This window comes from Microbispora sp. CA-135349, assembly GCF_050947365.1.
Taxonomy (GTDB): Bacteria; Actinomycetota; Actinomycetes; order Streptosporangiales; family Streptosporangiaceae; genus Microbispora.
In genome coordinates this window covers 1,040,930-1,054,645 of record NZ_CP192001.1, presented here as the reverse complement: position 1 = coordinate 1,054,645, position 13,716 = coordinate 1,040,930, and the positions used below count along the sequence as shown (strand labels likewise).

At 68.5% G+C, this 13,716-nt stretch carries 16 protein-coding genes and 1 tRNA gene; 3 read left to right on the top strand and 14 right to left on the bottom strand.

Annotated features, from left to right (window positions below; translation table 11 throughout):
* Positions 1-50: 50 nt before the first annotated feature.
* The 8 genes from ACQPZZ_RS05270 to ACQPZZ_RS05235 all read right to left on the bottom strand — a co-directional run bounded on the left by ACQPZZ_RS05270 (position 51) and on the right by ACQPZZ_RS05235 (position 4,802).
* Positions 51-350: a DUF1416 domain-containing protein gene (locus tag ACQPZZ_RS05270; protein ID WP_363641983.1), complete on the bottom strand. Its 300-nt coding sequence runs from the start codon at positions 348-350 to the stop codon at positions 51-53.
* On the bottom strand, positions 350-1,189 hold the full coding sequence (locus ACQPZZ_RS05265; RefSeq protein WP_363641985.1) for a sulfurtransferase: 840 nt from the start codon (positions 1,187-1,189) through the stop codon (positions 350-352). Before ACQPZZ_RS05265 ends, ACQPZZ_RS05270 begins: the two co-directional genes overlap by 1 nt.
* Positions 1,186-1,596 (bottom strand): DUF4395 domain-containing protein, encoded by a 411-nt coding sequence (locus ACQPZZ_RS05260; protein ID WP_432929479.1) that lies wholly within the window; start codon positions 1,594-1,596, stop codon positions 1,186-1,188. Before ACQPZZ_RS05260 ends, ACQPZZ_RS05265 begins: the two co-directional genes overlap by 4 nt.
* A 173-nt stretch (positions 1,597-1,769) precedes the next feature.
* The gene (locus ACQPZZ_RS05255; protein WP_432929477.1) at positions 1,770-2,195 is read right to left on the bottom strand and encodes a thioredoxin family protein; all 426 of its coding nucleotides are present in this window, start codon (positions 2,193-2,195) and stop codon (positions 1,770-1,772) included.
* An 89-nt stretch (positions 2,196-2,284) separates the two neighbouring features.
* The gene (locus tag ACQPZZ_RS05250) at positions 2,285-3,247 is read right to left on the bottom strand and encodes a zf-HC2 domain-containing protein (RefSeq protein ID WP_432929475.1); all 963 of its coding nucleotides are present in this window, start codon (positions 3,245-3,247) and stop codon (positions 2,285-2,287) included.
* Complete coding sequence (locus ACQPZZ_RS05245) at positions 3,244-3,804, bottom strand: sigma-70 family RNA polymerase sigma factor (protein WP_363641993.1); 561 nt, start codon at positions 3,802-3,804, stop codon at positions 3,244-3,246. The genes ACQPZZ_RS05250 and ACQPZZ_RS05245 overlap by 4 nt, the downstream gene beginning before the upstream one ends.
* Positions 3,788-4,468 carry an LmeA family phospholipid-binding protein gene (locus tag ACQPZZ_RS05240; protein ID WP_363641995.1) on the bottom strand — a complete coding sequence of 227 codons (681 nt, stop codon included), beginning with the start codon at positions 4,466-4,468 and terminating at the stop codon, positions 3,788-3,790. Before ACQPZZ_RS05240 ends, ACQPZZ_RS05245 begins: the two co-directional genes overlap by 17 nt.
* Before the next feature lie 85 nt (positions 4,469-4,553).
* Positions 4,554-4,802 carry a MoaD/ThiS family protein gene (locus ACQPZZ_RS05235; protein ID WP_432929472.1) on the bottom strand — a complete coding sequence of 83 codons (249 nt, stop codon included), beginning with the start codon at positions 4,800-4,802 and terminating at the stop codon, positions 4,554-4,556.
* Between the two features lie 247 nt (positions 4,803-5,049).
* Here ACQPZZ_RS05235 and ACQPZZ_RS05230 point away from each other — a divergent pair, with 247 nt between their 5' ends.
* Positions 5,050-5,763 carry a winged helix-turn-helix transcriptional regulator gene (locus ACQPZZ_RS05230; RefSeq protein WP_363641999.1) on the top strand — a complete coding sequence of 238 codons (714 nt, stop codon included), beginning with the start codon at positions 5,050-5,052 and terminating at the stop codon, positions 5,761-5,763.
* A 41-nt stretch (positions 5,764-5,804) separates the two neighbouring features.
* On the opposite strand, the gene ACQPZZ_RS05225 is transcribed toward ACQPZZ_RS05230, so the two are convergent.
* The gene (locus ACQPZZ_RS05225) at positions 5,805-7,652 is read right to left on the bottom strand and encodes a bifunctional metallophosphatase/5'-nucleotidase (RefSeq protein WP_432929470.1); all 1,848 of its coding nucleotides are present in this window, start codon (positions 7,650-7,652) and stop codon (positions 5,805-5,807) included.
* A 131-nt stretch (positions 7,653-7,783) separates the two neighbouring features.
* Between ACQPZZ_RS05225 and mshD the strand changes: the two genes are divergently transcribed.
* A complete protein-coding gene (gene mshD, locus ACQPZZ_RS05220) occupies positions 7,784-8,674 on the top strand; it encodes a mycothiol synthase (RefSeq protein WP_432929468.1) in 891 nt (296 codons plus the stop codon).
* Between the two features lie 57 nt (positions 8,675-8,731).
* Here mshD and ACQPZZ_RS05215 read toward each other — a convergent pair whose 3' ends face one another.
* The 3 genes from ACQPZZ_RS05215 to dcd all read right to left on the bottom strand — a co-directional run bounded on the left by ACQPZZ_RS05215 (position 8,732) and on the right by dcd (position 11,080).
* Positions 8,732-9,730: an anion permease gene (locus ACQPZZ_RS05215; protein ID WP_432929466.1), complete on the bottom strand. Its 999-nt coding sequence runs from the start codon at positions 9,728-9,730 to the stop codon at positions 8,732-8,734.
* Positions 9,731-10,348 carry a DUF47 domain-containing protein gene (locus ACQPZZ_RS05210; protein ID WP_030510423.1) on the bottom strand — a complete coding sequence of 206 codons (618 nt, stop codon included), beginning with the start codon at positions 10,346-10,348 and terminating at the stop codon, positions 9,731-9,733.
* A gap of 156 nt (positions 10,349-10,504) precedes the next feature.
* Positions 10,505-11,080 carry a dCTP deaminase gene (dcd, locus tag ACQPZZ_RS05205; protein WP_363642007.1) on the bottom strand — a complete coding sequence of 192 codons (576 nt, stop codon included), beginning with the start codon at positions 11,078-11,080 and terminating at the stop codon, positions 10,505-10,507.
* Between the two features lie 119 nt (positions 11,081-11,199).
* On the opposite strand from dcd, the gene ACQPZZ_RS05200 reads away from it, so the two are divergent.
* A tRNA-Gly gene (locus ACQPZZ_RS05200) sits at positions 11,200-11,273 on the top strand.
* Between the two features lie 54 nt (positions 11,274-11,327).
* Here ACQPZZ_RS05200 and ACQPZZ_RS05195 read toward each other — a convergent pair.
* Positions 11,328-11,966, bottom strand: a complete 639-nt coding sequence (locus ACQPZZ_RS05195; protein WP_432929465.1) for a hypothetical protein — start codon at positions 11,964-11,966, stop codon at positions 11,328-11,330.
* A 543-nt stretch (positions 11,967-12,509) separates the two neighbouring features.
* On the bottom strand, positions 12,510-12,899 hold the full coding sequence (locus tag ACQPZZ_RS05190) for a YccF domain-containing protein (protein WP_432929463.1): 390 nt from the start codon (positions 12,897-12,899) through the stop codon (positions 12,510-12,512).
* Between the last annotated feature and the right edge of the window lie 817 nt (positions 12,900-13,716).

The following is a 13,716-nucleotide window of genomic DNA, read 5'->3' as shown; positions in this document are numbered from 1 at the left end:
AGGCCGGTGCGTTCGCGGGAACGCACCGGCCTTCTGGTGGAGCGACTGGATCAGACGGCGACCGAGATCTGGGCGACCTCGCCGAGCTTGGCCTCGACGGGGACGTCCTTGGTGACGCCGCCGCCGGCGATGATGCGGACGGTCCACTGACCGGGAGCGGCGAAGAAGCGGAAGATGCCCTCGTCGGAGACGACGACCTCACCGGTGAACTCGCCGCTGTGGTCCAGCAGACGGGCGTACGCCGTGCCGGCGCCGGAGACGACGCCCTGGATCACGGCCTGGTTGGACAGGTCGATGCCGGCCGGCAGCGCGACGGTCTGCTCAGGAGCAGCGCAACCCTGGATGGTCATCAGCGGGCCTCCCCCAGCTCGATCGGCACGCCCACGAGCGAGCCGTACTCGGTCCACGAACCGTCGTAGTTCTTGACGTTGGGCTGGTCGAGCAGCTCGTGCAGCACGAACCAGGTGTGCGCGGAGCGCTCGCCGATGCGGCAGTAGGCGATGGTGTCCTTGCCGAAGTCCACGCCGGCACCGGCGTAGAGCTCCTTCAGCTCGTCGTCCGAACGGAAGGTGCCGTCGTCGTTGGCCGCCTTCGACCACGGGATGTTGCGGGCGGTGGGCACGTGGCCGCCGCGCTGCGCCTGCTCCTGCGGCAGGTGGGCCGGGGCGAGCAGCTTGCCGGTGAACTCGTCGGGCGAGCGCACGTCGACCAGGTTCTGCTTGCCGATCGCGCTCACCACGTCGTCGCGGAAGGCGCGGATGTCGTTGTTCGGCTCCGAGGCCACGTACTGCGTGGCCGGGCGCTCGACGACGTCCTTGACCAGCTCGCGGGACTCCAGCTCCCACTTCTTGCGCCCGCCGTCGAGCAGCTTGACGTTGTCGTGGCCGTAGACCTTGAAGTACCAGTAGGCGTAGGAGGCGAACCAGTTGTTGTTGCCGCCGTAGAGGACCACGGTGTCGTCGTTGGCGATGCCCTTGGCCGACAGCAGGGCCTCGAAGCCGGCCTTGTCGACGAAGTCGCGGCGGACCGGGTCCTGCAGGTCGGTCCTCCAGTCGATCTTCACGGCACCGCGGATGTGACCCTTGTCGTAAGCGCTGGTGTCCTCGTCGACCTCGACGAGCACGACACCCGGCGTGTCGAGGTTGGCCTCGACCCAGTCGGCGTCCACCAGGACGGCGGAGCGGCTCATTGGATTCTCCCAGGTTGTAGACGGCGAATGAGCAGGTACGTTTCGCAGCCCAGGCAGAAGCCGAACGCTGCGTTGAGGAAGGCGGCCAGCAGTGCCGCTGCTGTCGCACCCAAGGCCAGTGGGGTGATCCCCGCCGCGAATCCGATCAGTCCCACCACCGCGAACCCCAGCCCGGCGGCCTGCGCGAACCGCGGCGCCGCCGCGTCCTCCGTCTCCGCCGGCGGGCCCAGCCTCGGCCGTACCAACCGGCGGAAGACCAGCCCGTACGGCGACGCGTCGGCGGCGCCGAGCGCGAAGACGATCGCCTGTGCGGCGAGCAACCAGGGGCTTTGCGTGACCAGCGCAACCGCGAGGACCACAGTGGTCACCGCCGCGCCGAAACGCGGGCCACGAGGGTCGATCTGCATCGTGGGGATGCTCCTGAAGGATTCTTGGAACGCGGCACGAAGCCGCAGGAATCACCCTCAGGCCATGCGACAGAGCGAGGTCGCGACGCGGCAGAAGTCCACCGCGCGCCGCTTCGTGAGCAGCTCTGTCGTGGGAGTCATGACCATGACAGTACCTTCCGTCTCGGCATCTGTCACACCTTGTCCGCTGGGTGAGACGGCCCGTGAGACGCGCCGTCCACGGCCGCGCCGAGGGCGGCGATGACGTCCACCTTGCGCGGCTGGCCGGACGCCCGCTTCACCACGTTGCCCGCCCCGTCGAGGACGAGCACGGTGGGCGTGCGCAGCACGTCGAAGCGCCTGACCAGGTCCAGGCGCGACTCCGCGTCGATCTCCACGTGCCGCACACCGGGGACCAGGCCTGCCACCTCGTCCAGGATGCGGCGGGTCGCCCGGCACGGCTGGCAGAACGCGGTGGAGAACTGGACCAGCGTGGCGCGCTCGCCGAGGTCCGCGCCGAGATCCCCGCTCGTCACCGGGACGTGTTCCACGGCCCGTATCCTTCCGTCGCGCCGTTTCAGGAGCAGCCCGAGGAGCACGCCCGCAACGAGCGTGGCCACGAGGGTTGCGATCCCTGCCATCACCGACTGCAACCGTACGCCGGGCACGGCCGATTCCCGCGCCGGCTCACGACGACGTCACAGCCAGGTCACAGCGTGGCGGTCACCAGGATGCGGCCGCCCGAGTCGGCGAGCTCGAACCGGTCGATCTGGCCGAGGCGCAGCTTGGTGGAGCCTTCGAGGACCATCTTCTGCCCGCGATACTCCCCCCTCCCCACGGTCCAGCTGCCGATGGTCGAGGCCGTGCCGTTCTTGGCGACGGCGCGCAGCGTGCAGACCGTGCCGGCGGGGACTCCGGCGACCCTGGCGACGATCTGCGTCCGTCCGCCCTGCGGATCGAGCCGTACGGCCATGGTCACGTCGCCGTGGCGCCCGCGTGCCTCGGGCGCCGCCGTGACGGTCGCGTCGGCGGGCGGCGGCTGGACCTTCCTCGCCACCGCTCCCTTCGACGGCGCGGGCGAGGCCGGTGCGACGAGGGGCGCCACGGGTGCGTCCGTGCCCGCCGGCTCGGCCTGACCCGCCTGAGCCTGGTCCGCCCGGTCTTCGGCCGTCCGGCCTTGGCCGGCCTCGTCCCGCATGGCACGGCTCGCCTGGTCGGGGGCCGCGGCGGCGCCCGCCACCGTCGTCTCACCTCCCGGCGCGTTCTGCGCCGCCGACAGCCACGCCGTACCGCCCACCGCCGCGACGACCACGGACGCGGCGAGCGCCAGCAGCACGCGGGAGCGGCGTCCGCGCCCGGCGGGCGTCACGGCCGGACCCGCGGTCGATCCACCCGCTGAGCCGCCGGTTGAGCCACCGATTGATCCCCCGGCTGATCCCCCCGCGACATCCGCGACGACACCGTCGAGCACGGCCCGCGGCGGCGCGGCGGCGCGCTCGATGTCCTCGGCGGACACGAGGGCCAGCAGCGGCGGCAGACCGGACAGCTCGTCCAGCTCCTCCCGGCACGCCGCGCAGGTTTCCAGGTGGGCCTCGACCTCGGCGGTCTCCTCGGCGTCGAGCGCCCCCAGCACGTGCGCGCCGAGCGAGATCCGCACCTCCTCGCAGGTCATGGTGCCAGCCCCCGTTCCTCCAGGGCGAGTTTCAGTGCCCGGAGGGCGTAGTAGGTCCGCGACTTCACCGTTCCCGGCGGAATGCCGAGGATCTCCGACGCCTCCTTCACCGATCTCCCCCGGTAGTACGTCTCCAGGAGCACCTCGCGGTGCTCCGCCCTGAGCGAGGCCAGCGCCTCCGCCACCCCCCATGACTCGACGGCCCGTTCCAGCTCGTCGTCGGCGGGCAGCACGGCGAGCGCCTCGTCCCCCATCTCCTGCGGCCTGGACTTGCGGGCCCGATGCTGGTCGACGACGAGATTGCGGGCGACGGTGAACAGCCATGCGCGAACCGGGCGTCCCTGCAGCCCGGAGGGGTGCCGCCAGGCCCGGAGCAGCGTCTCCTGCACCACGTCCTCCGCCCTGCCCGGATCACCGGTCAACCGCAGTACGTAGCCGTACAGCGGCCCTCCGTGATCCTCCCAAAGTGCGCGTATGAGCTCCTCGTCGGCGGTTCCGGCTGGACTCACACCCTCATCACGTACGCCGCGGCGCGACGGTTCATCGGAGGGGGACATCGGACGCGGTGCCCTGGACCGCGAGCCCTTCACTCGTCGACTTCACCCGGGTGATCCTGAGGTTGAGCGGCAGGTTCTTCACCGGCACCGTGAACGAGATGAGCCGTTCGGGGTTGGGCACCGGGATGGCGCCGGCGAGCTTCACGCTCTTGGGCGTGAGACGGATCCCGCCCTGCACCACCTGGATCTTCATGTCGGCGGTGACCGGCACCTGGTTGCCGAGCACGGTCACGTTGCCCGAGACGCGCAGCGCGTCGTCGCCCGCGCCCTCGACCTTGATGCCGCGCGGTGCACGGGCCGACAGGGTCTCCCGGGAGATGACCACGGTCCCCGTCACGCGCTCCGCCCTGATGTCGGTGGCCGCGGCGTTCTGGATCAGGTCGGAGAGCGGGGCGGTGACGCCGTACAACGTGGCGTCGATGCGTTCGAGCCGGATGCCCTCCCGCTCCACCTGCCCGATGCCGATGGCGATCTCCCCGTACCGGCCGGAGACGGCCTGGGTGAGGAACGGTATGCCCTTCACCTGCACCGACGGCGTCTGCGACAGGTCGTACTTCGCCTCGATCTGCCGGGCGATCTCACGCTGCACCCCGACCACGGCCACCCGGTCGAGCACGACGAGCAGGATGGCCAGCAAGGCCACGGCCACGACCAACTTGCGCATCCGACCCCTCCGAAGGCGCCTTTGCGATCAGGGTAGTGCCTTGACCGGCAAGATTTGCCTGATTGACGGGAGAGGCACTTGGGCCTCATCCCCCGGCGAAGGGGGGTAAAACCTCGACAACGGCGCCCTCGGGAAGGTCGATCGTCGCCGGGTCGCGCGTGCCCACCGGGGCGCCGTCGACGAGGAAGGAGCACCGGCGGAGCACACGCTCGACGGCCGGGTTCCGCGAGACCCGCGCGAGCAGGTCTCCCAGCGTCTCGGCGTCGAACGCCTCCTCCGGCAAGCCGGCGGCCTCCTTGGCCGCCGCCCAGTAGCGGATCGTTCCCCTGGCCATGACGCGCCGCTCCCCTCGATCTTCCGTCACCCTTGGACAGCTCTCCGTCACCGTCACGTTACGGTGCCAAACCACGTGACGTGTTGTTCACACGGGTGACGCACATTGGACGCAAATCTCGTGTGGGCTACCCTACGAATCAATGGACTCGGGCGATGTGGCCCCCGGGTCCTTACGTGTTTGTACGGCTGTCGCGGTTTCCAGTGCTGCAAACGGCGCCGAGCCGACATGGTGCGAGGAGGCTCACATGAGCAATCTGCTCCTGTTGACCAACGCTCTGGAACCGTCGGCTGAAGTGCTCCCGGCACTCGGACTCCTGCTGCACTCGGTGCGTGTCGCTCCCGCGGAGGCCTCCGCGCTGATCGACACGCCCCCTGCGGACGCCATCCTGGTGGACGCGCGCCGCGAGCTCGTGCAGGCCAAGAGTCTGTGCCGGCTGCTGCGCACGACCGGTGTCACCTGCCCCCTCATGGCGATCGTTACCGAGGGCGGTCTGGCGGCGATGACGGCCGAGTGGGGCGTGGACGACGTGCTCCTCGACAGCGCGGGCCCGGCCGAGGTCGAGGCCCGGCTGCGGATGGCGGTCGGGCGGCTGTCGCTTGCCGCCGTGGAGGAGGTTCCGGACGAGATCCGCAGCGGCGACCTGTCGATCGACGAGGCGACCTACACGGCCCGGCTGCGCGGGCGCACGCTGGACCTCACGTTCAAGGAGTTCGAGCTGCTGAAGTATCTCGCGCAGCACCCGGGCCGGGTCTTCACCCGGGCCCAGCTGCTGCAGGAGGTCTGGGGCTACGACTACTTCGGCGGCACGCGGACCGTGGACGTGCACGTACGGCGCCTGCGCGCCAAGCTGGGCGCCGAATACGAGGCGCTCATCGGAACGGTCCGCAACGTCGGCTACCGCTTCGTCCCCGACCGGGGTGGCGAGCAGCAGAACGAGGCCGAACCCGCCAGACACTAGTGGCCCGTCCCCGAGGGGGCGGGCCACTGCTTTTCGCGTGATCACCTGATGAGATTGATCCGGCCGGTGGCCGGCGGCTCGATCGGCGAGTGCGCGCCCATGTAGGCGACGAACGCGTCTATGTCCAGCGGGCCGCTCCACAGGTCGGTGCCCTGGGTGAAGACGGTGAAGCCGTCGCCGCCGCCGACGAGGAAGTTGTTGGCGGCCACCCGGATCTGCTGGGTGTCGGTCACCGCGGCGCCCTTGATCTTGATGTCGGAGACGCGTGAGCCCTCCGGCTTCGTCGTGTCGAAGGTGTAGGTGAGCGACGAGGACGGCTGGAGGATCCGCTGGGTGATGCCGCCGGTCACCGGGTCGACCTTCCAGATCTGCTGCTCGAGCAGCGCCTTGAGTTGGGCCCCGGTGAGCGTGACGACCTGCATGAGGTTGTTGAACGGCTGCACCTGGAAGGCCTCGCCGTACGTCACGACGCCGTCGCCCTCCGAGCCGCTCTGCGGGTAGGTCAGGTCGGTGCGGACGCCGCCCGGGTTCATCAGGGCGATCTCCGCGTTGCCGCCGTCCTCGGTCGCCTCGAGCTGCGCGTCGGCGATGAGGTCCCCGAGCGGGGTCTCCCCGACGTTGCCGCCACGTCCGATGCTGGCCGTGATCTTGCCGATCGGCCTGTTCGCGACGGTCGAGACCCGCTCCTGCCAGGTCTTGATGTACGCCTCGGTGTCGGCGTCCGGGGTGACGGTGCGGGTCACCACGTTGTTCCTGGCCGCGACGCTGGAGCGGACGACGTCCTTCGTCTTGAGGTCGACCCGGAAGTCGATCTGCGTGATCGCCCGGCCGAACGACGAGCCCTGGGTGTAGACGCGGTCCTGACCTGCCGGGTCCTTCACCTTGCAGACGTACGCCTGGTGGCTGTGGCCGCTGACGACCAGGTCGACCTGCGGGTCGAGCCCCGTGGCGATCCGCGAGCCGTTGCCGGGGACGACCGGGCACGAGCTGGGGTCCTGGTTCGGGGTGATGTTGTCGCCCTCGTGGACCAGCACGACCTGGGCCTTGACGCCCTGCCTGGCGAGTTGCTTGGACACCTTGTTGGCCGCCGCGACCTCCTCGGTGAACTGCAGGCCCTTGATGCCGGCGGCGGTGACGATGCTCGGGGTGGTCTGGGTGACCAGGCCGATGAAGCCGATCTTCACCCCGTGGATCTCCTTGACGAAGAAGGGCGGCAGAGCGTAGTCGCCGTCGCCCTCCTTGATCACGTTGGCCCCGAGGTAGTCGAACTTCGTGCCCTTCCACTGACCCGCCGGGGAGCAGCCGTCGACCGGGTGGCAGCCGCCGTTCATGATGCGGTTGAGCTCGTCGATGCCCTCGTCGAACTCGTGGTTGCCTGCCGAGGAGGCGACCAGGCCGAGCTTGTCCAGCAGGGCGGCGGTCGGCTCGTCGTGGTAGGCGGCGGACAGCAGCGGCGAGGCGCCGATGAGATCGCCCGCGGCCACCAGGAGGGTGTTGGGGTCGCGCAGCCGCTTGAGGTGGGCGGCCAGGTAGGACGCGCCGCCCGCGATCGAGTACTTCGCTCCGGCGATGCCGGTCAGCGAGCCGTCGGTGTCGGTGTTCGCGCCGTTCGGGTCGAGGATGCGGGAGCTGGACCCGGTCGGGGGCTCGAGGTTGCCGTGGAGGTCGTTGATGGTCAGCAACCGGACGGGGACGGAGGGGCCGGGCTTCTTGTCGTGCTTGCCGGGCTGGGGCTCGCCGGGCCGGTGTTCGCCGGGCCCGTGCTCGCCCGGCTGGGGCGTGCCGGATTGGGGAGCGGGAGATGCGGCGGCCGTGCCCATCGTGAGGGCCGCGGCGCCCACCACGGCGGCGCCGGCGACGGCCAGTCGCGTCAGTGTTGCTCGGGTCATGACCTCCGACAGTAGAGCGGGGATCTGAGCGGGAAATGGCGCAAAGATAACGATTCAGGGAGCGCACCCCTGGCGTGTATTGCCGAAGCCCGGTGCGGGAGACCGCCGGATGCTCACCTATCGTGCCAGACATGGACGTACGCGCGGAGATCACGGAACGGCTCGATGACGAGCAGGTGGCGGCGGTGCTCGCCCTGGTGGAGGCGGCCGCCGAGGCCGACGGTGTCGGCCCGGTCAACGAGCACGTGATGCTCCAGGTGCGCCACGGCGCCGAGCCGGGTGCGAGAGCCGTACTGCTGTACGAGGACGGGCACGTCGCGGGCTTCGCGCATCTGGATCCGGCGGACCCGGAGGAGGGACCGAGCGGCGAACTCGTGGTGCATCCCGCCTTCCGCCGGCGCGGGCTGGGCCGGCAACTGCTCGGCGACGCGCTGGAGGCGAGCGGAGGCGGGCTGCGCCTGTGGGCGCACGGCGACCTGCCCGGCGCCGCGCGTCTCGCCGCGAGCGCCGGCCTGACCCGGGTGCGGTCGCTGTGGCAGATGCGCCGCCCGCTGTCCGAGCCCGTGCCCGCCGCCGTCCTCCCCGACGGCGTACGGCTGCGCACGTTCGAACCGGGACGTGACGAGAAGGCGTGGCTCGCACTCAACGCCCTGGCCTTCGCCACCCACCCCGAGCAGGGATCCTGGACGATGGACGACCTCGAACTGCGGGAGCGCGAGTCGTGGTTCGACCCCGCCGGCTTCTTCCTCGCCGTACGGGGAGACGCGCTGGCGGGGTTCCACTGGACCAAGGTGCACGACGGCGACGAGCCGATCGGGGAGGTCTACGTGGTGGGGGTCGCGCCCGGCGAGCGCGGCACGGGCCTCGGCCGGGCACTGACGCTCGCCGGCCTGGAACACCTGCGCGCGCTCGGCCTCGCCCAGGTCATGCTTTACGTGGACGAGGAGAACGCCGCGGCGGTCCGGCTCTACGAGTCGCTCGGGTTCACCCGGTGGAACACCGACGTGATGTACCGGCGCTGAAACGCCAGACGGGCCGGTCCCCATGGGGGCCGGCCCGTTTTCGTATGGGGGCGTCCTCTATCCGAGGATGAGGTTGAGGATGTAGTAACCGATCGCGGCGGCGATGGCCGCGGCCGGGATCGTCAGGACCCACGCGGTCACGATGTTGCCGGCGATGCCCCACCGCACCGCCGACAGGCGCCGCGTGGCGCCCACGCCCATGATCGCGGAGGTCATGGTGTGCGTGGTCGAGATCGGGGCGCCGAACCCGATGGCGGCCGTGTAGAGGACCGACGAGGCCGCCGTCTCGGCCGCGAAGCCGCGTGGCGGGTCCAGGTGGATGATCCGCCTGCCCATCGTCCGCATGATGCGCCAGCCGCCGGAGTACGTGCCGAGGGAGATGGCCGTGGCCGAGGCCGTGATGACCCACTCGGGGATCTCGCCCTGCGGGGAGGCGTATCCGCCCACGACGAGCGCCAGGAAGATCACGCCCATCGTCTTCTGCGCGTCCTGCAGTCCGTGGCCGAGCGCAATGGCGGCCGCCGAGATGGGCTGCACGTAACGGAACCCGCGGCTGGTGCGGTGCGGGTTGGACTTACGGAAGATCCACAGGAGAATCGTCATGATGATGCCGCCCAGGACGAACCCGATGACAGGCGACAGGACCATGGGGATGACGACCTTCTCCACCACCCCGGACCAGTGCACGGTCGCGCTGGCGGCCAGGGCGGAGCCGACCAGCCCGCCGATCAGGGCGTGACTGCTCGACGACGGCAGGCCGAAGTACCAGGTGATGAGGTTCCAGACGATCGCCCCGATGAGAGCGCCGCCCACGATGATGAGCCCGTGGGCGCCGTCCGGAGCGTCGATGATCCCCTTGCCCACGGTGTGGGCCACCGCGGTGCCGAGATGGGCGCCGATGAAGTTCATGACCGCGGCGAGGAGCAGCGCGATCCGCGGCGTCAGCGCGCGGGTGGAGACGGAGGTGGCGATGGCGTTCGCCGCGTCGTGGAAACCGTTCGTGTAGTCGAACACCAGCGCGATGACGATCACGCCGATGACAAGCGCGAGCTCCACTTAGCTTTCCTTGACCGCGATCGTCTCGATCGTGTTCGCCACGTGCTCGAAGGCGTCGGCGGCGAGCTCGAGCTGCTCGATGACCTCGCGCATCTTCATGACGGTCAGCGCGTCGTACTCGCCGCTGAACAGCTTCGCCAGCAGCCTGCGGTAGACCTGGTCGGCCTGGTTCTCGAGCCGGTTGATCTCGATCCAGTACTCGTTGAGATGCTGCATCGAGCGCAGGCGCGGCATCGCGTCCGCGGTGAGCTCGGCGGCCCGTTCGAGGACCTCCACCTGGCGTACGACCTCCTTGGGCAGGTGGTCGATCTGGTAGAGGACGATCAGGTCGGCCGCGGCCTCCATGTAGTCCATCACGTCGTCGAGATTGGACGCGAGACGGTAGATGTCCTCGCGGTCGAAAGGCGTGATGAAGCTCTCATTGAGCCGGTTCATGATCGCGTGAGTGCGCTCGTCGCCCGCATGTTCGCAGGCACGCATCTTCTCGGCCAGACCCTCCCGGTCCGAACCGTCGCTGATGATCTCGACCAGCAGCCGCGATGCGGTGACGAGGTTGTTCGCCGAGTCGGCGAACAAGTCGTAGTAGCTGTCCTCACGGGGCGTGAGACGCAGGCGCACGTCGTTTCTCCAGATGTGCGGGGACGGTCCGCAGAGAAGAGTACGGGTTACCAGTGGAAATGCGAAGTTCAGGCCACGCAGGCCCGCTTGTAACCTACTCTTCCCCTTCCCGCTGCCCAGAACGTCTCCCGTGACACACTTGTTGCCTGAGCCGCTTCAGATCTTGGTGCGGTGGAAGTTCAGGAACGACCTACTCGGAGTCGGCCCCCGCTGGCCCTGATAGCGCGAGCCGTACCGGTCCGAGCCGTACGGGAACTCGGCGGGCGAGCTGAGCCGGAACATACAGAGCTGGCCGATCTTCATCCCCGGCCACAGCTTGATCGGCAGCGTGGCGACGTTGGACAGTTCGAGCGTGACGTGCCCCTCGAAGCCGGGGTCGATGAAGCCGGCCGTCGAGTGCGTCAGCAGGCCCAGCCGGCCCAGGCTCGACTTGCCCTCCAGTCGCGAGGCGATGTCGTCGGGCAGGCTGATCACCTCGTACGTGCTGGCCAGCACGAACTCCCCCGGATGCAGGATGAACGGCTCGTCTCCGTCCGGTTCGACCTGCCGGGTGAGGTCGGGCTGCTCCGTCGCGGGGTCGATGTGCGGATAGCGGTGGTTCTCGAACACCCGGAAGTAGCGGTCCAGGCGCACGTCGACACTGGACGGCTGGATCATCGCCGGGTCATAGGGGTCGAGCTTCACCCTGCCCGACTCGATCTCGGCGCGGAGGTCACGATCGGAAAGCAGCACGGGTGCAAGGCTAGTAGGCCATTTCAGCGGCGGGTGTCGCGGATCTTCGCGTCGGGGCTGCAGGACCACGCCCCGGATCCGCTACAGTAGGGGCAGCGACGGGCACCACAGCCGGTCACGCGGGTGTAGTTCAATGGCAGAACATCAGCTTCCCAAGCTGACAGCGCGGGTTCGATTCCCGTCACCCGCTCCACCCACGAAGGCCCAAGTCAACGAATGTTCTTGCCATGGTCGAGCCTCGTGCGTCTCAGTTCGACCGGTGAGAATGCCTTGGGCGAGAACTCGGGCCAAGGTCACCAATGGCAGCCGCAGTGTGCGGGACCGTGCCCGCACACTGCCATACAGCAGTTCCCTCCACCAAGGCAGCATGTAGGCCAAGCCGGTGCTCGGGACAGGTAGGCCACACTCCCCAGATGTGCTCCATGACGACGTCCTGAACCGCGTCTGCGATCTCCACAAGCGCGACGCCGGCGTCTCTACCGCTGCTCGGCCAGACGTGAGGGCCGCCACAACCGCCGCAGCACCCCACCCTCGCGCAGCCGCTGTCATCCCAGTCCGGGATCGTTAGGTCCAGCACTGCATCGATACCCGAGGCGCGGACATCGCCTTCCACGACCTTCACGGCTGTCTCCAATGTGGCCCACAGTCGATCGAAGCCTGTCAGCGTAAGCAGGTCCCGTCCGAGCTGGGCCACTTCCTCAGGTGTCAGCTCCGCTGCCGGGCGTTCCAGGATCTCCCTCACCGGAGGGCAGCCTGAATCGAGTTCCCCTATCAGACATGCGAGCTCGACCACCGGCTCGGTGCCAAGGTCGCCCTCACGCAGCCCCCGGTAGATCTGGGCGGCGAACCGCCCGGCGTCGCTGCCGTCCTGGTAGATGGAGTACACGTCAGGGATTGTCCCCTGCTCGGCTCGAACGACCAACGCGAGCCCAGATAGAGCAGCGGCCAGGACACGACCTTGATCACGTGCCAGTGATGTCATCGCGGGCAGGCGGTACGAGGAGGCGCGCCTGGCTCGGAAACCAGGCCCCAGGCCATGTATAGGCGAGCGGGCACGGGAGGCACTCACAGCCGTCAAAGTGGGCACCCGGACCCCAATCGGCGACAGCCACCGTGAAATCCACCACCCCCTGACCGGCGATATTCAGGCAGGCGAGGCCTTTACCCTCCGCCTCGATAAGCCCAATGGAGCGAGTCAGGCAGTCACCGAACCCAACGCGGCCCCGTAGTCCCTCCCGTCCAGGAGACAAACCGAACCGCAGCCCTCCACCTCCATCCGCTTGATGTGCACGGCAGGGGTCTCATCGCTGCTCATAGACGCGACGCATAGAGTTCGTCCGCGACAATTTCGGCTACTCGGCAGGTCGGTCGTTACCGGGCACGGGACGCGCTTGGTCCCCGAAGAGACCCACTTGTCGTCACGGATCACTTATCCGCGGCTTACGGGAATGATGTCCTTGCCCAGCGGCATCAGTGAGATCGGGATCATTTTGAGGTTCGCGATCCCCAGCGGGATGCCGATGATCGAAATGAACAGCGGGATCGCGGTGACGATGTGCCCGATCGCTAACCAGATCCCGGCGACGAGCAGCCAGATGACGTTGCCGAGCACCGACCACGCGCCGGCGGACGGCTTGTCGGCGACGGTCCTTCCGAACGGCCACAGCGCGTAGCCCGCGATCCGGAACGACGCGATGCCGAACGGGATGGTGACGATGAGGACGCAGCAGATGATCCCCGCCACGACGTAACCTAATGCGAGCCACAGGCCAGCGAAGATCAGCCAGATGACATTAAGGACGGTGTTCATAGTGCTCACTGTCCCATCCGGCCGGCTCAGCAGGTAGTGGACCGTCCTTGAACCTCGATAGTGACCGCCTGGCGGTCAAGGGGCACGCGACGCGCGATTAGCGAACTCAGCCCTCCGGTGGAGGCGCTCCGGCTCCGGGGTGATCACTGGGGCGTGCTCACCGTGGCCCGGCCATCGATGGCTGAGGTAGGGGTCCGATCACCCGCCCGTCATCGGGTCGGGACAAGCCGGGCAGACCAAGGCCGCTACCCTTCGGGCGGGTCGACGGCACACGGGGTGATCAGGCAGGCGTAAGCGCGCGCGACGCGCATACTGGCGGGCTACGAGCACTGGCCGACCATCTCCGCCGGTCCGCTTCCGGACACTCGAAACAGACAAAGAGGTACATTGACCCTGCATCGCCGAGCATGATGTTCCGTGCAATTAGCGTGCAATTCACTAGGCGGGTACTCGGTTGGGTGGCTCACGCTGATTTTGATCAATTCCGGGTTAGCCCAAGCCAAGGGAAGGAGCGGCCTCAACTGGTGGCTTCTCTCGCTACTCCTTGGACCGATCGCAACCTTCCTGATCGTCTTCCTTGATTCACTCAAGGAACCACGACCATAAGGCCGCGATTGGGATATGCCTGGAACGAGCTCGCCTCGCATGAGCTCGTTGTACGCCTCAATCGCGGACCAGGGCGCTGGAAGTCGAAACCCTCATGCCCTGTAAAAACCGTCAGCAATCGATACAGCACTTACGATCGCCTGTCGTGGGCGAGATGTGCGCGTCCGCGCCGGGCCATGTATGGGGCTGTGGAAAACGCCCACCGGCCGGTAGGGTCGGC